Raw genomic sequence first — 19,446 nt, forward strand, 5'->3', positions numbered from 1 at the left:
ATGGCAACGAAAGGAATTGTAAGAGGAATCGTTTCGAACTTGGTGACCGTTGAGGTGGACGGACCGGTTTCTCAGAATGAAATCTGTTACATTTCGGTCGGGGGCGTCAAGCTGATGGCCGAAGTTATCAAGGTAATAGGTAAGAATGCCTTTGTGCAGGTATTCGAAAGTACGCGTGGTATGCGTGTAGGCGATAGCGCCGAATTCCAGGGACACATGCTGGAAGTAACATTAGGTCCGGGTATGCTGTCGCGCAACTACGATGGTCTGCAAAATGACCTGGACAAAATGCAAGGTGTATTCCTGAAGCGCGGTGAATATACATTCCCGTTGGATGAAAATAAGAAATGGGCCTTCAAGCCACTGGCGAAAGCCGGCGAAAAAGCCATTGCCGGAACCTGGTTGGGCGAAGTAGATGAGAACTCGCAGCCGCATAAGATCATGGTTCCTTTTACATTCAAGGGAGAATATACCATTAAAAGTGTTGTCGCAGAAGGAGAATATACCATCAATGATACGATAGCTGTATTGACTGATGCAGAAGGCAACGAGGTAAAAGTAACCATGGTACAGAAATGGCCGGTAAAGAAAGCCATCACCTGCTACAAAGAAAAGCCCCGTCCATACAAACTGCTGGAAACCGGTGTTCGTACCATTGATACGGTCAATCCGATTATTGAAGGCGGTACAGGCTTTATCCCGGGTCCGTTCGGTACCGGAAAGACCGTTCTGCAGCACGCCATCTCTAAACAGGCAGAAGCGGATATCGTGATCATCGCAGCCTGCGGTGAACGTGCCAACGAGGTTGTGGAAATCTTTACCGAATTCCCGGAACTGGTCGATCCGCATACTGGCCGAAAGCTGATGGAAAGAACCATTATCATCGCCAACACATCCAACATGCCGGTTGCCGCCCGTGAAGCTTCTGTTTATACAGCCATGACAATTGCCGAGTATTACCGCAGCATGGGATTGAAGGTTCTGCTGATGGCCGACTCTACTTCCCGTTGGGCTCAGGCTTTGCGTGAAATGTCTAACCGTTTGGAAGAGTTGCCAGGTCCGGATGCATTCCCGATGGACTTGTCTGCTATTATTGCCAACTTCTATGCCCGTGCCGGTTATGTTATTCTGAATAATGGTTCAACTGGTTCTGTCACCTTTATCGGTACCGTATCACCGGCCGGTGGTAACCTGAAAGAGCCGGTTACAGAAAACACGAAGAAGGTAGCCCGCTGTTTCTATGCCTTGGAGCAGGAACGTGCCGACCGTAAGCGTTACCCGGCTGTCAACCCGATTGAAAGTTATTCCAAATATCTGGAATATCCCGAATTCCAGGAATATATTGCCAAGCATATCTCTCCGAACTGGATAGAGAAAGTAAACGAGATCAAGACCCGTATGTTGCGTGGTAAGGAAATTGCCGAACAGATTAACATCTTGGGTGATGATGGTGTTCCGGTTGATTATCACGTTACGTTCTGGAAGTCTGAACTGATCGACTTTGTCATCTTGCAGCAAGATGCCTTCGATGCCATAGATGCAGTTACTCCGCTGCCCCGTCAGGAATTTATGCTGGATAAGGTAGTTTCGATCTGCCGTACCGACTTCAAGTTTGACACATTCCTCGAAGTAATGGATTACTTCAAGAAGATGATCAATATCTTCAAGCAGATGAACTACTCTGAATATGAAAGCGAACAATTCAAGAAGTTTAATCAGGAATTGGATGCTTTGTTAAAAGAAAGAATGTAATAAAGAATAACAGTATGGCAACAAAAGCATTTCAGAAAATATATACAAAGATTACCCAGATCACCAAGGCGACTTGTTCGCTGAAAGCAACCGGTGTCGGGTACGATGAGTTGGCTTCCGTAGATGGAAAACTAGCTCAGGTAGTAAAGATTATGGGAGATGAAGTAACCTTGCAGGTTTTCTCCGGAACGGAAGGTATCCGGACAAATGCCGAGGTTGTCTTCATGGGAAAAGCTCCTTCTTTAAAAGTAGGCGACCAATTGGCAGGCCGCTTCTTCAATGCTTATGGTGAACCGATCGACGGTGGTCCTGTTCCGGAAGGCAAAGAAGTGGAAATCGGTGGTCCGTCAGTAAATCCCGTTCGTCGTAAGCAGCCTTCTGAACTGATCGCTACGGGTATTGCCGGTATCGACTTGAACAACACCTTGGTTACCGGACAGAAGATTCCGTTCTTCGCTGACCCTGACCAGCCTTTCAACCAGGTAATGGCGCTGGTAGCTATGCGTGCCCAATCAGATAAGATTATCTTGGGCGGTATGGGTATGACCAACGACGACTATCTGTTCTTCAAGAATACATTTAGCAACGCGGGTGCGCTGGACCGTATCGTCAGTTTCATCAATACAACCGAAGACCCGTCAGTTGAGCGTATTCTGATTCCGGATATGGCCTTGTGTGCTGCCGAATATTTTGCGGTAGAAAAGCATGAAAAGGTATTGGTTCTGCTGACGGATATGACCAACTACGCCGATGCTTTGGCGATTGTATCTAACCGTATGGACCAGATCCCGTCTAAAGACTCTATGCCGGGTTCTTTGTATTCAGACTTGGCCAAGATTTATGAAAAGGCCGTTCAGTTCCCGGATGGCGGATCTATTACAATTATTGCCGTAACCACCTTGTCGGGTGGCGATATCACACACGCTGTTCCTGATAATACGGGTTATATTACAGAAGGACAGTTGTATCTGCGTCGAGACAGTGATGTCGGCAAAGTTATCGTCGATCCGTTCCGTAGTTTGTCTCGTCTGAAACAGCTGGTAACCGGTAAGAAGACGCGTGAAGATCATCCGCAGGTAATGAACGCTGCCGTTCGTTTGTATGCAGATGCCGCCAATGCAAAGACAAAGATGGAAAACGGTTTCGACCTGACTGATTATGATAACCGTGCCTTAGCCTTCGCGAAAGATTATTCATCGAAGTTATTGGCTATCGACGTAAATCTGGATACAACCGAAATGCTGGATGTAGCATGGAGCTTGTTCGGAAAATACTTCCAGCCGGCTGAAGTCAACATCAAACAGGCGTTGGTTGATAAGTATTGGAAGAAATAAGAGAGGTTATGTTATCTGATCTAAGCATCAGACTTCAGGTAACATCAAATCAAATGCGAATTATACATTAATAAAATGGCGATTAAGTTTCAATATAACAAAACATCACTTCAGCAATTGGAAAAGCAGCTGAAGATGCGTGAACGCTCGCTTCCTACCATCAAAAGCAAGGAAAGTGCGCTGCGTATCGAAGTGAAGCGTACCAAAGACGAAGTGAATCAATTGGAACTTCAGCTTGAACAGGAGATCCAGAGCTACGAAAACATGGTAGCCTTGTGGAATGAGTTCAATCCGTCGCTGATAGCGGTTAAGGATGTTTCGCTTTCCACCAAGAAGATTGCCGGTGTGATCGTCCCGGTTCTGGATGAGATAGAGTTTGAAATAGGCCGTTACAGCCTGTTTAATACTCCGGCTTGGTTTACTGATGGCATCGGGTTGCTCAAGAAGCTGGCCCGCACAGGGATTGAAGCCGAATTCTCTGGAATGAAGCTGGAGTTATTGGAGCATGCCAGGAAGAAAACAACTCAAAAGGTGAACCTGTTTGAGAAAGTTCAGATTCCGGGATATAAAGATGCTATCCGAAAAGTGAAACGCTTTATGGAAGATGAGGAAAGTCTGTCAAAGTCTTCACAGAAGATTATGCGGGCTAACCAGGAAAAACGGAAAGCTAAAGAAGAGGAGGTTGGCGTATGATTGTAAAAATGAACAAACTTACATTCCTGATTTATCATAAGGAATACGAAGCCTTCCTGGAAAAGCTCCGTGCATTGGGTGTTGTACATGTAGAAATCCGTCAGAGCGGCGAAGTGGATGAATCACTCCAGAAACTCTTGCAGAAGCATACTTCGTACAAGACTTTGCAGAAGGAAATGACTTCATGGGCCCACCAGGCTGATGAACAGGATAAAAAAGTAACGGCAGCTCAGGAATCTATCGAAGAAACACTGGAAGGCTATAACGACAAACAGCAGAGCATACAACTGCTGACACAGCAAATCCCAGCTCTGGAAAGGGAAATCGCCCAACTGGAAGTCTGGGGTGAATTTGACTGGAATCTTATCGACAAGCTGAAGGATAACGGCTGGATCATCCAGTTCTTCAATTGTCCGGACAAGAGTTTCGACGAAAAGTGGCAAGATGAATATCATGCACAAGTGATCACCCGGAAAGGCGGACAGTGTTATTTCATTACTGTCAATCCGGCTCCCGTTGAACTGGAGGCAGAAGCTGTCCGGTTACCTAAGCACAAGTTGTCTGAGCTGATCAACCAGCAGCAGGAACTGAATAAAGACCTGGAGGAGGCCAAAAGACAACTGACCCGCTTCTGTGTGGTTCATTTGCCGGTAGTCGAAGCGGCTATCGACCAGTTGCAAGGCGATATCGAACTGCTTGAAGTCAAATTAGGCGGAGAGAAGATGGCTGACGGTTCAGTAGTTCTATTGGAAGGTTGGGTTCCGGTTGATAATACGGAAGAAGTCCGCAATATGCTGGAGGCGAATGGTATCTATTATGAAATACGTCCGGCCGAAAAAGAAGACAACGCTCCTATCAAGCTGAAGAACAATTTTGTCACTCATCTCTTTGAAGTGCTGACTAAAATGTACGGTCTGCCTGATTATGGAGAATTTGATCCAACGCCGATGCTGGCACCTTTCTATGCTTTGTTCTTCGGACTTTGTGTAGGTGACGCCGGATATGGTTTGTTATTGGTAGCATTAGGCTTCTATCTGAAGAAGAAAGTCGGTCAGTCCATGCAGGGAATCATGAACCTGCTTATCACATTGGGAGCTGCAACGACCATTGTCGGTGCTTTGGTTGGAACCTTCTTCGGTGTTGAACTAGTAAAGCTGGATCTTCCGGAATGGATAAAGAACGTCATGATTACAGGCAAATATGGAGACACCGGTTATGACAAGACGATGATCTTTGCCCTGATGGTCGGTATGTTCCACATCTGCTTTGCCATGGTTGTCAAGGCGGTTTGTGCGACGGCCCGTTACGGATTCAAGAATGCACTCTCTGCTTGGGGATGGCTTCTGTTCGTTGGTGGTTCTGTAACCATTGGAACATTGAACTACCTGGGCGTTATCACCATGGATGCTTTCAAGACGGCCTTTATCGTTATCTCAGCCATTTCGGCTATCGGTATATATCTGTTGAATAATATCCGCCGTAATGTCTTCATCAACGTAGGAGCAGGTTTGTGGGATACGTACAACATGGCTACCGGCTTGATGGGCGACTTACTGTCATACCTCCGATTGTATGCCTTAGGCTTGGCCGGCGGTATGTTGGGCGGCGTATTCAATAACTTGGGACTGCAGTTGCACGACAGCATGGCAGATGTCCTTTGGGGCATTCCCGGCTGGATCTGCTTCGGTTTAATCTTCGTATTCGGACACGGACTGAACATTGCTCTTTCTTGCTTGAGCGGTTATGTTCACTCGATCCGTCTTACATTTGTAGAATATTTCAAAAATTCAGGTTATGAAGGAAAAGGTTCAGCTTACAAACCTTTCTCTTCCGTTCACGACAAAGAATAAACAAAGATTTAATAACAATTTAATTTTATAATCATTATGGATGTAACATTATTATTAGGCTATCTGGGCTTAGGCTTAATGCTGGCCCTGGCAGGTATCGGAAGCTGCTATGGTACAACAATCGCAGCAAATGCAGCAGAAGGTGCATTGAAGAAAGATCCTTCTAAATCAGCAGGCTATATGATTCTTTCAGCCATGCCTGCTTCTCAGGGTTTGTATGGTTTCGTTGCCTTTATGACGGCTGGTGAAATCACAGCTGAAAATGCGCTGTTAAAGTTCGGTATGGGTATTAGCGTAGGTCTGGTATTCTTAATTTCTGCCGTTCGTCAGGGACAGCTTTGTGCTAATGGCATCACGGGTATGGCTCAGGGTCATGATGTTCAGACTAACACCATGATTTATGCCGCACTTCCAGAATTCTATGCTATCTTGGCTCTGGTAGGTACATTCTTGGTATAAGACAAGGCTTACATGAAGGAATATTCTTATTACGGCATCCGTACCTAACGATTACGGATGCCGTAACTTTTCTGTTACGCCAGCTATAAAATTCTGTTATTTCTGACGTAACACTATTATTATGGAAAACATAATAGTAGTATTTGAATACGATATTGAAATTATCTAACATCAGAAAGAAAATGAATCGAAAACTATTTACTTTGCTGTGTTGTGCAGGCTTTATGCTTGTTCCACATTTACAGGCACAAACGTACGATCGCCTTCCGGGTTACGTACAGGCCGAGAAATTTACCAAAGACAAACTTTCCAAGATGTTATTCTCCACAACTGTTGATCCGCACTGGTTCCAACAAGGAAATTGTTTCTGGTATGAATACAAAACAAGCAAAGGTAATGTATGGTATGTGGTTGATCCGACAGCTCGCACCAAGAAGACCTTATTTGATCAGGACAAAATAGCGGCTCAATTGACAGAAATCGTAAAAGATCCGTTTACAGCCCAACAATTACCGATCCAGAAACTGGAAGCACAGCCCGACGGACGTACTTTTACGTTCCAAATTACTTCTACCAAAGACGCTCCGAAAGATACGACCAACAAGAAGAACAACAAGAAGCTGGTATTTTATTTCTCCTACGATTATCCGACTCAAAAGCTGACATGGCTGGAAGATAAAAAGGAAGACACAAAGTATCCGGAATGGGCTTCTTTTTCTCCGGATGGCAAAACAGTTGTCTATGCCAAAGACTTGAACCTGTATCGCATGACAAGAGCTGATTACGAAAAGCTGAAAGAGAATGAAAAAGACAGTACGGTTGTGGATGTACAGCTGACAACTTTCGGCGAAAAGGATTTCGGCTTCGGTCAGCCTTACAGTCTGCTGAATACGGATACGCTTTGCAACGGAAAACGGAAACGTGTCTACGGAATTGTCTGGTCGCCTGATTCCCGTTACTTTGCTGTGACGGCAACAGACGAAAGAAAGGTAAAAGACTTGTGGGTGATTAATTCAATGGCTTCTCCCCGACCAACTTTGGAATCCTACAAATATCAGATGCCGGGTGAGAAAGAAGCTCCCGAAGAGCACTTGTATCTGTTCGATATGCAGAACAACACGTACAAGGAAATCAAGACTTCGGCTTATAAAAACCAGACAATCAATCTGGCCCGTAAGCCGCGCCTGCAGAAACAGCGCGACATGCACGAAGTCCCGGTAGAATGGTTAGGCGACAGCAATCATTTTTACCTGACACGTTCCAGCCGTGATTTGCATCGCATCGACATTTGTTCTTATACCATCGGACAGGATACTATTCGTCCGCTGATAGAAGAACGGATGAATACTTATCAGGAAGTACGTCCGCTGGCAACCATCCAGAATGGGAAAGAACTGATTCATTGGAGCGAACGTGACGGTTGGGCGCATTTGTATCTGTATGATGGCGAAGGAAACCTGAAGAATCGCATCACTTCCGGTCCGTGGCATGTGGATCAGATTGTGAAAGTAGACGAAAGCCGCCGGGTAGTTTACTTCCTGGCTAATGGAAAAGAAGAAGGAGAGAATCCGTATTACGAACATCTCTATCGGGCCAACCTGGATGGTTCAGGTGTTCAGCTGGTTACTAAAGGGAATTTCTTCCATACAGTAGCGATGGACGATCAGGCTCAGTTTGTGGTAAACAATTATTCACGCGTCAATACAGTTCCGAAGACAGATCTGGTAGATAATACAGGTAAAACGATCATGCCACTTGAAGAAAGTGATTTCTCTCAGCTGTTTGCAGCCGGATATAAGTTCCCGGAACCGTTCCAAGTGAAGGCGGCTGATGGCATTACCGATTTATACGGTGTCATGTATAAGCCATTCGACTTTGATTCTACAATGGTTTATCCAATTATTGATTACGTATATCCAGGTCCACAAGTAGAAGCTACCGTTTATCCATTTACACGTATGAGTGTCCGGACCGACCGTCTGGCACAAGCCGGATTCATCGTCATCACTGTAGGTAACCGAGGCGGGCATCCAAGCCGTTCGAAGTGGTATCATAATTATGGTTACGGCAATCTGCGCGATTATGGATTAGCCGATCAGAAGGCTGCTATCGAGCAATTGGCCAACCGCTACTCATTCATCGATATCAATCGCGTAGGTATTCATGGGCATTCGGGAGGCGGATTCATGTCAACGGCAGCGATCCTGCAATATCCGGATTTCTTCAAGGTAGCCGTTTCGTGTGCAGGAAACCACGACAACCGTATCTACAACCGCTGGTGGAGTGAGACACATCACGGCGTGAAAGAAGAAATTACCGAAAAAGGTGATACGACTTTCATCTACAACATCAAGACGAACGAAGAGATTGCTCATCAGCTGAAAGGCCACTTGATGTTGGTTCACGGCGATATTGATAATAATGTCCATCCGGGCAATACGTTGCGTGTAGTAGATGCATTGATCCGCGCCGGAAAGCGTTTCGACATGCTGATGTTACCACAACAGCGCCACGGCTTTGGCGATATGGATGAATACTTCTACTGGCGAATGGTAGATTATTTCTCTAATCATTTATTGGGAGAACAGGAAACATCCGTTGATATTCCGAAGCGATAAAGAACAGAATAAGAAAAGCCACGGCAATCGGAAGAAATCATTCCCGAAAAGCCGTGGCTCTTTTTATGCCTTAATGACAGAAAGATCTGCAATCGTCTCTCCTATTTCTTATCGGCAGTTTTTGCTTCTGCCTGCTGCAAATACAACGTCTTCAGCCGGCATTCTTTTGACTGCCCAGCCCGATTGGTCAGACGGAAAGCGGTAACTTCTTTTCCTTCCAGTTTTACCTGGTAAACAGATTCCCACAAATTAGCCAGTTGCACTTCTGTCCAATTACTATCTGCCTGCTGTATTTCTACTTTGATCCAATCCAATTGCTGGTCACCCAAGTCCAGACGTAATTCAGTAGTTGAAACGGCTTCGCCTAATGACAAAGTCAGCTGTCCTCCGTCCTGCCACTTCAAGACTTCATTCAACGGAGAAACTGTTATTTTCGTCTTGTTCCGCAAAAATACAGGCAGATTTTTAAGCTGTTCAACATTACTTTCCAGCTTATAAGCCGAGTAATTTAATGTAGTCGGCAATTCAGCCTGGAACCGATGATTGTACTCATCCGTCAGATAGACGAACAATTTATCTACAAACGGTTTCAATACCTTCGATCCGGTTTTTACCCCTGGCTGTGGAACATCCTGGTTCATGGTCATGTCATATTTATACCACGCATGCTGCAAGGCTCTCAAATGACGATAGCTCTTCAGGAATGCTTCCTGATATTGTTCCTGCCAAGCTTTATACAGGTTCATGACTTCGATACCCATTTCTCCAAGTGTCTTGAACTGCTGGTACCACGGACTTATTTCTTCAGCCAAATACGGATTATCCTCATTCGCCATCAAAAGATCAGCGACATACACAATATTCTCAAACTCGGTACGGATCTCGTCTTCCTTAAATGTAGCTGTTTGCTGAAGAACTTGCTGTAGAAATTCATCTAATACGGGTTTGATCCGAACTGATTCGTTTCTTTCAAAATGATGCACATTCGTACCCGGATCGGCATTGTGTTCAGCAAAGAGCTTAAAGGCATCGGCGTCTGTCGGCATCAGCTGTTTCAAGGCCAGGTTCCAAGATTTATCACTATCGTATGCTTCCATATTCCAGCAATAATCAGCTACGCCAAAAACTCCAACTTTCGAAGCCTCGGCATGCTCCATCGGATTGGAGACAAAGCCAGACATCTTGTCGGCAATATGCAGGCTATTTCCATAAACCGGACCAAGCAACAGATGATCCATCACGTAATCGTTTACCGGATAGTTCCACCAGATAAAAGCCTTCCGTTTAATCCGTTCATTGATCCAGTCCATATCTTCTTGCTGGATATTGCAGATCACCGAGTTACCCGTCCACATAATCGCGATGTCTGGATTTAGTTTCGATCCCAACGTTTCAAGATACTGATTCTTCGGATCGGTCCATTCCCGGTTATATTCCGTTGGACACATGATCAAAGGCTTCACATCCGACTTCTGATGAATAAAATGCTCATTGATATAATTCAGCAACTCTACCTGTTTATCAGCCTTGGCTCCTTCGCCACTGATATCATCAAAGAAGACGGCAAATGCACGGACTCCCAGCTGATACATCGACTCAAACTTCAGAATCACTGAATCACGGTCGGCCTGATTCCAATGAATATCCTTCCCTGGATGAATAGCCCATACGAAATCCAATCCGTTATTGCGTGCCACACGAGCCATCTCCCGTATTTCCTGTGCTTCCTTTTCCGGATATGGCTGCCTCCAATGTGGCGAACTGTGATACGGATCGTCTTTCGGTCCGTACAAATAGATGTTCATCTTGTTTGCCCCATAATAACCAAACATCCGCAAATGTGTTTCGAAATCCATGGGCTTCCCGTAATAGCCTTCCACTATTCCACGGAAAGGCACATCCGGATAATCTGTAATTTCCAGCTCTTGCATCGTCGATTCCCGCAAAAGCTGTTTCAATGTCTGCAATCCGTAAAATGTTCCACGTTCATCTCGACCGGCAATAATTATCTCATGATCTCTAACCCTAAGATAATAACCTTCACTTTGTTGAGGAACCTTTTTCCGAACAGAACGGACAGACCGGTCATCAGCTTCACCTATAACCAGTTTCCAGTACTTTCCCTCTTTTTCCTGTACCGGAAGTAAATTCTTTGCTATCCGTTGATTAACCGTATCTGTTTCATTCAATCCCTTAAAAAGGAAAATACTTGGTTTCGGATATGTCCCTTTTCCAACAACACATGATTGAGGTGTCGGCGAAAGCTCCGACACTTGCCCCATTACCATTGTTGTTAACAGCAAACATGCTGTCGTCATCCACATCTTTTTCATATACTATTCAATAAGAACTTCTATTATTCGTCTGCACTCACAAAGATACGAAGTTCATTTGGATATTTATTTATTCCAGTCATTATATAAATGAAACTTTTTTGGGATTTTTCTTCTCAAGAATTTGGAATATTCAAAATAATGCGTACCTTTGCACTCGCAATACGGAACTAGCTCAGTTGGTAGAGCACTGGTCTCCAAAACCAGGTGTCGGGAGTTCGAGCCTCTCGTTCCGTGCATAAGAGCTTTTCGGTTAATTTTCCGAGAGGCTCTTTCTTTTTATAATCACTTTTCTCTATATAAGGAATCTATGCGAAAATAGAATATTATAGGTTGTGCATAAAATATTTATTAGAAGTTTATTCTCTCCTAACTACAAAATATCAGAATATGCACAACCTTTATACTATAAATCTCACCAACAGATATTGTTATACGTTACTTCTCTTTTGGCAGAACTAAACGCAGCAACAAATAACCAGTTAAACCAGATAAGAAAGAGCCAACAAAAACGCCCAATTTAGCCTGATTTAATAAATCAATTCCCATGTCAGTAGTAGTATCAAACGAGAGATTCGCAATAAACAAAGCCACCGTAAATCCTATACCACCAAGCATGGAAACAGCAAACAAAGTCCGTTTACTAAAGCCTTGTGGCTTTGGAATAATGCCACTACGGATAAACAGATATGAAAAACTGAAAATACCCAATGACTTACCAGCAATCAGTCCGAGTACAATCGCTAATGGCACATGCAACAGAGACTCCGGACGAATATCTCCAAATGTAACACCCGCATTTACAAAGGCAAATAACGGTAAGATCAGGTTGTTTACCCACGGATGCAAGCGATGAGCTATGGCTTGCAGCGGACTGATGGAATGATCGGTACACATATGAATATTGTTCAATACCCGAATCTGATGTGACGTCAAAACAGAAGCTCGGTTACAACTCTTAACATCATTCGAGTCGAGCATCGAAAGATATTCTGTCATATCGTTTGTGAAACGCTCCAGTTCTATCTTAGGCTTTGCCGGAACAGTAAAAGCTACCAGTACGCCTGCTATCGTAGGATGAATTCCTGATTCCATAAATAACATCCAAACACAAAAGCCCAAGGCATAATAAAATAACTGATTATAGATCTTCATCTTTCCGCCCAAATACAAAACCAGCAGCAGAAGAGCTGATATCAACAATGGCTGTAATGAAACATGTCCGCTATAAAATAAAGCAATGATAATAATACCACCAATATCATCAACAACAGCCAGCGCTGTTAAAAAGATGCGCATGGTGAGCGGTACTCGCTTACCCAACAAACCAAGCACAGCCAAAGCAAAGGCAATATCAGTCGCCATCGGAATTGCCGCTCCGTTAGCTTCCGGACCATCATGACAAATTAAGAAATAGAATAATACAGGAATAACCATTCCTCCAATGGCTGCCACAATGGGTAACAAAGCTTTTCGGAATGACTGCAACTCGCCTACCAGTACTTCCTGCTTGATCTCCAGTCCAATGGTAAAGAAGAATACAGCCATTAATGCATCATTGACAAATGCCAGCATGGAAAGCGGTTCGCCATGATGAGCAAAAATACTAAAATCACCAAAGATCAGCTTGACCGGAAATTGCAGGAAATGATGATACCGGTCTTGTAGCGGACTATTCGCCAAAATCATAGCCAGAATTGTTGCTAAAAACAAAAGCACACTGGCATTGGGCTTTTGAATGGCAAAACGCTGTAGAGGTTTTAAGATAACTTTGAATGTTCTTTCCATATCAGCCCTCTTTATGTAAGGTTATCGTATAATACGCTTCGAATATATCACCACCAGCCAAATGCTGTATCCAATCTTTTTGGCTGTATTCACCTGCATAATGAGCCCGGTCACAACGTCCATACCAAGGTTCTATACAGACAAACGGTGCATTTTTGTAAGGAGGAGACCACAGCCCGACTACCGGTGCTTCAAATTCCAGTGAGAGATGCGGTTTCTTCTGCTTATCGAGCAACGTAACTCGGCTAATCTGGCGGTCTTCCAGAATTAAAGCATCTTTATCAAATGTATGAATGTCCAGCGGAAGCAAACCCTCTTGCAGTGGCAAAGGATACTTATCCGGCGCAACACATCCTTTTTCTGAGATTAGAATACACGACAAGTCCTTCGTCTTGTCGAAAGCAAAATAACCACGTTCGGCTGTCTCAGGGGTAAAATCTGGATAATAGAACGCAGGATGAGCACCAATCTGAAAGTACATCTCATGTTCGGACGGATTTTTTACCCGCCACATCACCTGCACTTGCTGTTGCTCCAGCCGATAACCAATTTCCAAGACAAATGGGGAAGGATACTTTTTCAAGGTCTCTTCATCGCTTTTCAGCTGGAACCAGACTTCGGTTTCAGTCTGTTCGATCAGAGAAAACTCCATATCTCGTGCAAACCCATGCTGAGATAAAGTATATTCCTTTCCATCCAAACGGTACTTATTTTCCCATACGCTGCCTACAATTGGAAATAAAACTGGCGAATGACGTTTCCAGAAAGCCGGATCTGCCTGCCATAAATATTCTGTGCAGGACTGCTTTCCCCGGATACTACAAAGTTCCGCTCCCGCTGGCGAAACCTGAATTGTCAGTTGTTGATTTGATAATGTAATCATATTTCTATTAACTTGCTATATATTTCAATTTCTATACCTTCACTCCATCAGTCCGATCAATAACGATTCCGGTGTCAGGCCCACTTTCTTCAATGCACCGATTAGAGCTGTATATAGGGCCGGATCATTCCGATAATCTGGATACATCTCTATCTGACGGACAAAATCGACAGGTATTTGTACGGTTTTATAAGGTTTCAGGCTTGTTCCGTTCCAAGCATAATCGGCATCGGCAGGAGCAACAAGCGTAGTGATCCGCCATTCCTTATTTCCCTGTTCCAAATCAGGTCGACCTTCAAATAAAGCTCTATATAATACAGAGACAAAATGAGAACCTGGCAAAAAGCCAGTATGTTCGTCATCGAAAAATATCTTGTCATATTCCTGTTTCAGCTGTGATATGAGACTCGCTGTCCATTCATTCTCGCTGTACTTACAGCGCACCAGCGATAAGTTCTCACCTAAACACCAATCTATCAGATCTTCCGAATCCAGATAGAGCCACAACGTATTCTCGGATGGCACATATGTAGTTGTTTCTTCAAACAATGAACAGGCAAAAGGGATCAGTTCTGGACCAATCAGGCGCAATTGGTTCTCCCGGAAAAAGGGCATATTTACCTTGCTGGAAACCACCGGAGCTGGCAGCTTCTGTTCATAGCCGCCAATAGATTTGCGGACAAGTTGCAAGCCAAAGGGTTCAGGCTCCAACACACCATGTTCCCACAACAAATCAGTTAAGACAAGATCAAAGAAAATCTTACCTTCCTCTTGTTTCAAAGCAGAAAGGAATGCCGGAATTGATATAGGGCACTTTAAAATCATAAATTATCTTATTTTGTTTCAAAGATAGTAGAATATTTCCAAAATCATATAAATTTGTGGAGAGGAATATGAATTAATCAACAAATTCACTTAAGATATGAAACGTCGTGATTTTATTAAGACCAGTGTTATGGCTGGAGCTGCATTAACTCTAAACTTTGATAAATTAGGTGCAGCCTTATCTTCCAATTCAATGGTTGTAGAACAAGTACCAGATATGGTAGCTGTTATGGGTGGAGAACCAGAAGTCATGCTCGACAAAGCATTAAACGAACTTGGTGGCATCAGCAAATACATCAAGAAAGGACAAAAAGTCGTCATTAAACCTAATATCGGATGGGATCGATCACCGGAGATGGCCGGTAACACGAATCCTAAGCTGGTAAAAGCTCTTGTCAAAAAATGCCTTGATGCCGGAGCTGAAAAAGTAACTGTATTCGACCACACTTGCGACAACTGGCAGAAGTGTTACGAGACAAGCGGCATTGAAAAGGCTGTAAAAGAAGCAGGTGGTATTATCATGCCTGCCAACGATGAAAAATACTTCAAAGAGGTAAGCATTCCTAATGGAGTAAAACTGAAATCGGCCAAGATTCACGAAGCACTGATCGAAGCTGATGTGTGGATCAATGTACCTGTATTGAAAAATCATGGTGGAGCAAAAATGACCTGTGCCATGAAGAATTACATGGGAATTGTATGGGACAGACGTTATTTCCACCAGAATGATTTGCAACAGTGTATTGCCGATATCTGTACATGGGAAAAGAGACCGGTGCTGAATATTGTTGATGCCTATCGTATCATGCACCAGAATGGTCCGCAGGGTAAAACTTTGGCGGATGTTGCCACACTGAAGAGCCTGATTGTTTCACCTGATATTGTAGCCGTCGACCGGGCAGCTCTTTCTCTATTCAATCAGGTAAAGAAACTTGATCTCGAAGCAGTTGCTCACATCGGCCGCGGAGAAGCGAACCATTTGGGAACAACTGATTTGAAATCATTGAATATCAAACGCATCAAACTCTGATCGGAAATGAAAAAGATAAACTATCTTAAGGGAGTGCGAGTACTGCTCGCTCTCCTTTTCTTTATACCCATCCTTGTTTTCTTCGTCGACTTTGCCGATCTGCTGCCTGACCAGACACACGTACTGCTTCAGGCACAAATCATGCCAATTCTGTTAGGTTCGATGTGGATAGCTCTGATTGTCCACTTATTGTTGACATTGGCGATAGGCCGTTTGTACTGCTCTACTGTTTGTCCTGCCGGAGTATTGCAAGATGTCATTAACTGGATTTATGGCAAGTGCCGGACTAAAAAGAAGGGTATCCGTCGCTTTTCTTACCACAAGCCCATGAATGTATTACGCTATGTGTTACTTGTCTTCACTCTAATCAGTGCTTTTTCCGGTATTGCCAGTATAGCACTTTGGTTGGATCCATATAGTAATTTCGGAAGAATTGCGTCAAATCTGTTCCGCCCACTGGTAATCTGGACTAACAACGGACTGGCTGAAGTTCTTATGGCAATGGACAACTATACCTTATATCAGGCTACGGTTTCGACTGTCACTACAGCTGGATTCATAAGCGGTATCATTGCTCTGTTCCTATTTGTCGGATTGACTCTTTGGCGTGGACGCTTGTTCTGCAACACAATCTGTCCTGTAGGTTCGCTGCTGAGTTTATTTTCCCGGAAATCTCTTTTTCACATAGCGATTAATCAGGAGACTTGTGTAAGTTGCGGCCTTTGTGAACACACCTGCAAAGCAGAAGCTATAGACAGCAAAAAGAAAACCGTTGATTCGTCACGCTGCATTGACTGCTTCAACTGCCTGTCGGTCTGTGCAAAAGGAAGTATCTCCTTTACCAGTCGGCGAAGTGTAGCTGCCAGTCAGCAGGTTCAGGAGGCTCGTCAGGAAATACAGGCTAACAATAAGAGTCGCCGTTCTTTCCTTGCCACTAGTGCAACTATCATTTCTTCAATCCCGGCAGCTACAGTCCTTGCCCAAACCATGCATCAGAACAGAAAACATAAAAAGGCGCACAAGAAATGGCCGCCTATCACGCCTCCGGGTTCACTCAATATCGACCGATTCAAGGATCTGTGTACCGGCTGTCACTTGTGTGTAACACAATGTCCGAGTCAGGTTTTGCGTCCAGCAGGACTGGAATATGGTTTTGACTATCTATTGAAGCCCCACATGTCCTACCTGAACAGTTACTGCAACTATGAATGTACGGTTTGTTCGGAAGTATGTCCCACACATGCCATCCGACCAATTACGAAGGAAGAGAAAGCAACAACACAAGTCGGTGTGGCTCATTTCTTCATCAACCGTTGCATCGTTCATACGGAAAATACCGATTGCGGAGCCTGCTCCGAACACTGTCCGACGCAGGCCGTACAGATGGTGCCTTATAAAGGAACACTAACCATACCGCATGTCAATCCGGATCTCTGCATTGGTTGCGGAGGCTGCGAATCCATTTGTCCGGTCCGGCCGATGCGTGCCATCATCATCAAGGCGAACGATGTGCACAAACATGTAGAGAAGCCAAAACAAGAAGAAGTGAAAGAGGTCGAAGTGACCGATTTTGGCTTCTAAGACTGTTGTCAATTCCGTATTATTTCATACCTTTGCGGGCATGAAATTCGAATTACAATATAGCGATACTAAGACAAATGCAAGGGCGGGCTTGATTACTACCGACCATGGAATAATCGAGACGCCCATATTTATGCCCGTCGGTACACAGGGTGCTGTCAAGGCTGTTCATATGCCTGAGTTAAAAGATGATATCAAAGCCCAAATCATCTTAGGAAATACCTATCACTTGTATCTGCGTCCGGGATTGGATATTTTAGAGAAGGCTGGTGGATTACACAAGTTTAACGGCTGGGATCGCCCAATTCTGACTGACAGCGGCGGTTTTCAGGTTTTCTCATTATCAGAAAACCGGAAATTGCGCGAAGAAGGAGCTGAATTCCGTTCCCACATCGACGGCTCCAAACATCTTTTCACTCCTGAGAAAGTAATGGACATCGAACGTACGATCGGAGCAGACATCATCATGGCTTTTGATGAATGCTGTCCGGGCGATGCCGAATATGATTATGCCAAGCAATCGTTAGGACTGACCGAACGCTGGTTAGACCGCTGCTTCAAACGCTTTAATGAAACAGAGCCCAAGTATGGGTATCAGCAAAGTCTCTTCCCGATTGTACAAGGCTGTGTATATCCGGAATTGCGAATCCGTGCGGCTGAGAATGTGGCAGCCAAGGAAGCTGACGGAAATGCCATCGGAGGGCTGGCCGTGGGTGAACCGACCGAAAAGATGTATGAGATGATCGAGTTGGTCAACGGTATTCTGCCGAAAGATAAACCCCGTTATTTAATGGGAGTCGGGACACCGATTAATATTCTGGAGGCCATCGAACGGGGCGTTGATATGTTCGACTGTATCATGCCGACCCGTAATGGACGAAACGGACAGATCTTTACGCCTTTCGGTACGATGAACATGCGTAATAAGAAATGGGAATACGACTTCTCCCCGATCGATCCGGAAGGTCCTTCCTTTGTCGACCGCATTTACTCAAAAGCCTATTTGCATCACCTGATCAAGGTCAATGAAATATTAGGATTACAAATCGCTTCTATTCACAACTTAGCATTTTATCTGTGGCTGGTGAAAGAAGCCCGTAAGCACATTATTGCCGGCGATTTTCCGATTTGGAAAACCCAAATGGTCCGGCAGATGGACAATCGATTATAACAACAGCCATGAACTTGAAGCTAAAAAGAATAGACTGGTACATCATCAAGCAGTTCCTTGGCACCTACGTCTTTGCCATCTTACTGATTATTTCAATTTCTGTGGTTTTCGATATAAACGAAAAGATCGACAAGTTCCTTCGTCCGGAAGTACCGCTGAAGGCGATCATCTTCGATTACTACCTGAATTTTATCCCGTATTTTGCCAATCTGTTCAGTCCGCTGTTCACTTTTATCGCCGTGATCTTCTTTACTTCGCGGCTAGCTGACAACTCTGAGATCATCGCAATGCTGGCAAGTGGAATGAGTTTCAGACGATTGATGTTGCCTTATAGCATATCTGCCGCAATTATTGCAACAGTCACATTCATATTGAATGCCTTCATCATCCCTCCTTCCAACAAGACGCGTATTGATTTCCAGAACAAATACATCAAGAACAAGGCTACCACGTATGCCAGGAACGTGCAATTGGAAGTTGAACCGGGCATTATTGCCTACTTCGACCGTTATGAAGCCCGTTCGAATATGGGTTATCGCTTCTCGCTGGAACATTTTGATGGAAAAAGACTGGTCTCACGTCTGACTGCCAATTCTATTAAATATGATACCTTATATCATTGGCAAGTTATTGATTATACAATACGGGATTTCGACGGTATGCGCGAATACATTACACAAGGTTCACGCCTGGATACAACACTGACAATCGTTCCGTCGGACTTTCTGATTTCAGTCAATGACTGTGAAACCATGACGTCGCCCGAACTGCATAAATACATCAGCCGCCAGCAAAAGCGGGGAATCGGGAATATACAGACCTTCGAGATCGAATATCACAAACGATATGCTACCATCATGGCAGCCTTCATCCTGACTGCTATCGGAGCATCACTTTCCTCCCGGAAGGTTAAAGGAGGAATGGGTTTGAATATCGGTATCGGACTTGCTCTCAGTTTCTCATACATCTTATTTATGACCATAACATCCACTTTTGCCATCAGTGGATACGTTAGTCCGATGGTAGCTGCGTGGATACCGAATATTATATACACCTTCATTGCTATTTATCTCTATCGGAAGGCTCCAAGATAAAACTTCGGAATATCTGTTTTCAGAGATGGTTAAAG

The 19,446-nt window shown here is 44.3% G+C and carries 14 protein-coding genes and 1 tRNA gene; 11 read left to right on the forward strand and 4 right to left on the reverse strand.

Annotated elements, in window-relative coordinates:
- The 6 genes from NEE14_RS03275 (at position 1) to NEE14_RS03300 (ending at position 8,706) form a co-directional block, all read left to right on the forward strand.
- On the forward strand, positions 1-1,752 hold the full coding sequence (locus NEE14_RS03275) for a V-type ATP synthase subunit A (protein WP_251966413.1): 1,752 nt from the start codon (positions 1-3) through the stop codon (positions 1,750-1,752).
- Between the two features lie 14 nt (positions 1,753-1,766).
- Positions 1,767-3,086 carry a V-type ATP synthase subunit B gene (locus NEE14_RS03280; RefSeq protein ID WP_251966414.1) on the forward strand — a complete coding sequence of 440 codons (1,320 nt, stop codon included), beginning with the start codon at positions 1,767-1,769 and terminating at the stop codon, positions 3,084-3,086.
- Positions 3,087-3,161: 75 nt separating this feature from the next.
- Positions 3,162-3,779 carry a V-type ATP synthase subunit D gene (locus NEE14_RS03285; RefSeq protein ID WP_251966415.1) on the forward strand — a complete coding sequence of 206 codons (618 nt, stop codon included), beginning with the start codon at positions 3,162-3,164 and terminating at the stop codon, positions 3,777-3,779.
- Positions 3,776-5,629, forward strand: a complete 1,854-nt coding sequence (locus tag NEE14_RS03290; protein ID WP_338578779.1) for a V-type ATP synthase subunit I — start codon at positions 3,776-3,778, stop codon at positions 5,627-5,629. The genes NEE14_RS03285 and NEE14_RS03290 overlap by 4 nt, the downstream gene beginning before the upstream one ends.
- A 36-nt stretch (positions 5,630-5,665) precedes the next feature.
- Positions 5,666-6,088: an ATPase gene (locus NEE14_RS03295; RefSeq protein ID WP_251966417.1), complete on the forward strand. Its 423-nt coding sequence runs from the start codon at positions 5,666-5,668 to the stop codon at positions 6,086-6,088.
- 224 nt (positions 6,089-6,312) lie between these two features.
- The gene (locus NEE14_RS03300; protein WP_422394695.1) at positions 6,313-8,706 is read left to right on the forward strand and encodes a DPP IV N-terminal domain-containing protein; all 2,394 of its coding nucleotides are present in this window, start codon (positions 6,313-6,315) and stop codon (positions 8,704-8,706) included.
- Positions 8,707-8,807: 101 nt separating this feature from the next.
- Here the strand turns inward: NEE14_RS03300 and NEE14_RS03305 are convergent, their stop codons facing one another.
- Entirely contained in the window at positions 8,808-11,039 is a 2,232-nt protein-coding gene (locus NEE14_RS03305; RefSeq protein ID WP_251966419.1) for a beta-N-acetylglucosaminidase domain-containing protein, read from the reverse strand.
- Between the two features lie 164 nt (positions 11,040-11,203).
- On the opposite strand from NEE14_RS03305, the gene NEE14_RS03310 reads away from it, so the two are divergent.
- A tRNA-Trp gene (locus NEE14_RS03310) sits at positions 11,204-11,276 on the forward strand.
- Between the two features lie 201 nt (positions 11,277-11,477).
- On the opposite strand, the gene nhaA is transcribed toward NEE14_RS03310, so the two are convergent.
- The 3 genes from nhaA to NEE14_RS03325 are packed head-to-tail and all read right to left on the reverse strand — an operon-like array spanning position 11,478 to position 14,535.
- Positions 11,478-12,827 carry a Na+/H+ antiporter NhaA gene (gene nhaA, locus NEE14_RS03315; protein WP_251966420.1) on the reverse strand — a complete coding sequence of 450 codons (1,350 nt, stop codon included), beginning with the start codon at positions 12,825-12,827 and terminating at the stop codon, positions 11,478-11,480.
- A 1-nt stretch (position 12,828) separates the two neighbouring features.
- On the reverse strand, positions 12,829-13,710 hold the full coding sequence (locus tag NEE14_RS03320) for an aldose 1-epimerase family protein (RefSeq protein ID WP_251966421.1): 882 nt from the start codon (positions 13,708-13,710) through the stop codon (positions 12,829-12,831).
- Positions 13,711-13,749: 39 nt separating this feature from the next.
- Positions 13,750-14,535, reverse strand: coding sequence for a hypothetical protein (locus NEE14_RS03325; RefSeq protein ID WP_251966422.1), 786 nt, complete (start codon positions 14,533-14,535; stop codon positions 13,750-13,752).
- 97 nt (positions 14,536-14,632) lie between these two features.
- Here NEE14_RS03325 and NEE14_RS03330 point away from each other — a divergent pair, with 97 nt between their 5' ends.
- The 4 genes from NEE14_RS03330 to NEE14_RS03345 are packed head-to-tail and all read left to right on the forward strand — an operon-like array spanning position 14,633 to position 19,411.
- Positions 14,633-15,565, forward strand: a complete 933-nt coding sequence (locus NEE14_RS03330; protein WP_251966423.1) for a DUF362 domain-containing protein — start codon at positions 14,633-14,635, stop codon at positions 15,563-15,565.
- A 6-nt stretch (positions 15,566-15,571) separates the two neighbouring features.
- Entirely contained in the window at positions 15,572-17,146 is a 1,575-nt protein-coding gene (locus tag NEE14_RS03335; protein ID WP_251966424.1) for a 4Fe-4S binding protein, read from the forward strand.
- Between the two features lie 40 nt (positions 17,147-17,186).
- Complete coding sequence (tgt, locus tag NEE14_RS03340) at positions 17,187-18,317, forward strand: tRNA guanosine(34) transglycosylase Tgt (RefSeq protein WP_251966425.1); 1,131 nt, start codon at positions 17,187-17,189, stop codon at positions 18,315-18,317.
- A gap of 8 nt (positions 18,318-18,325) precedes the next feature.
- Positions 18,326-19,411, forward strand: coding sequence for an LptF/LptG family permease (locus tag NEE14_RS03345; protein ID WP_251966426.1), 1,086 nt, complete (start codon positions 18,326-18,328; stop codon positions 19,409-19,411).
- The last annotated feature ends 35 nt before the right edge of the window (positions 19,412-19,446 follow it).

Origin of the sequence: Parabacteroides sp. AD58 (assembly GCF_023744375.2) — a bacterium.
GTDB classification, from domain to species: Bacteria; Bacteroidota; Bacteroidia; order Bacteroidales; family Tannerellaceae; genus Parabacteroides; species Parabacteroides absconsus.

Bases quoted from the DNA above. Each gene is read 5' to 3' on its own strand.
- NEE14_RS03275 (WP_251966413.1), top strand. From the start codon at position 1: ATGGCAACGAAAGGAATTGTAAGAGGAATCGTTTCGAACTTGGTGACC.
- NEE14_RS03280 (WP_251966414.1), top strand. From the start codon at position 1,767: ATGGCAACAAAAGCATTTCAGAAAATATATACAAAGATTACCCAGATC.
- NEE14_RS03285 (WP_251966415.1), top strand. From the start codon at position 3,162: ATGGCGATTAAGTTTCAATATAACAAAACATCACTTCAGCAATTGGAA.
- NEE14_RS03290 (WP_338578779.1), top strand. From the start codon at position 3,776: ATGATTGTAAAAATGAACAAACTTACATTCCTGATTTATCATAAGGAA.
- NEE14_RS03295 (WP_251966417.1), top strand. From the start codon at position 5,666: ATGGATGTAACATTATTATTAGGCTATCTGGGCTTAGGCTTAATGCTG.
- NEE14_RS03300 (WP_422394695.1), top strand. From the start codon at position 6,313: ATGCTTGTTCCACATTTACAGGCACAAACGTACGATCGCCTTCCGGGT.
- NEE14_RS03305 (WP_251966419.1), bottom strand. From the start codon at position 11,039: ATGAAAAAGATGTGGATGACGACAGCATGTTTGCTGTTAACAACAATG.
- nhaA (WP_251966420.1), bottom strand. From the start codon at position 12,827: ATGGAAAGAACATTCAAAGTTATCTTAAAACCTCTACAGCGTTTTGCC.
- NEE14_RS03320 (WP_251966421.1), bottom strand. From the start codon at position 13,710: ATGATTACATTATCAAATCAACAACTGACAATTCAGGTTTCGCCAGCG.
- NEE14_RS03325 (WP_251966422.1), bottom strand. From the start codon at position 14,535: ATGATTTTAAAGTGCCCTATATCAATTCCGGCATTCCTTTCTGCTTTG.
- NEE14_RS03330 (WP_251966423.1), top strand. From the start codon at position 14,633: ATGAAACGTCGTGATTTTATTAAGACCAGTGTTATGGCTGGAGCTGCA.
- NEE14_RS03335 (WP_251966424.1), top strand. From the start codon at position 15,572: ATGAAAAAGATAAACTATCTTAAGGGAGTGCGAGTACTGCTCGCTCTC.
- tgt (WP_251966425.1), top strand. From the start codon at position 17,187: ATGAAATTCGAATTACAATATAGCGATACTAAGACAAATGCAAGGGCG.
- NEE14_RS03345 (WP_251966426.1), top strand. From the start codon at position 18,326: ATGAACTTGAAGCTAAAAAGAATAGACTGGTACATCATCAAGCAGTTC.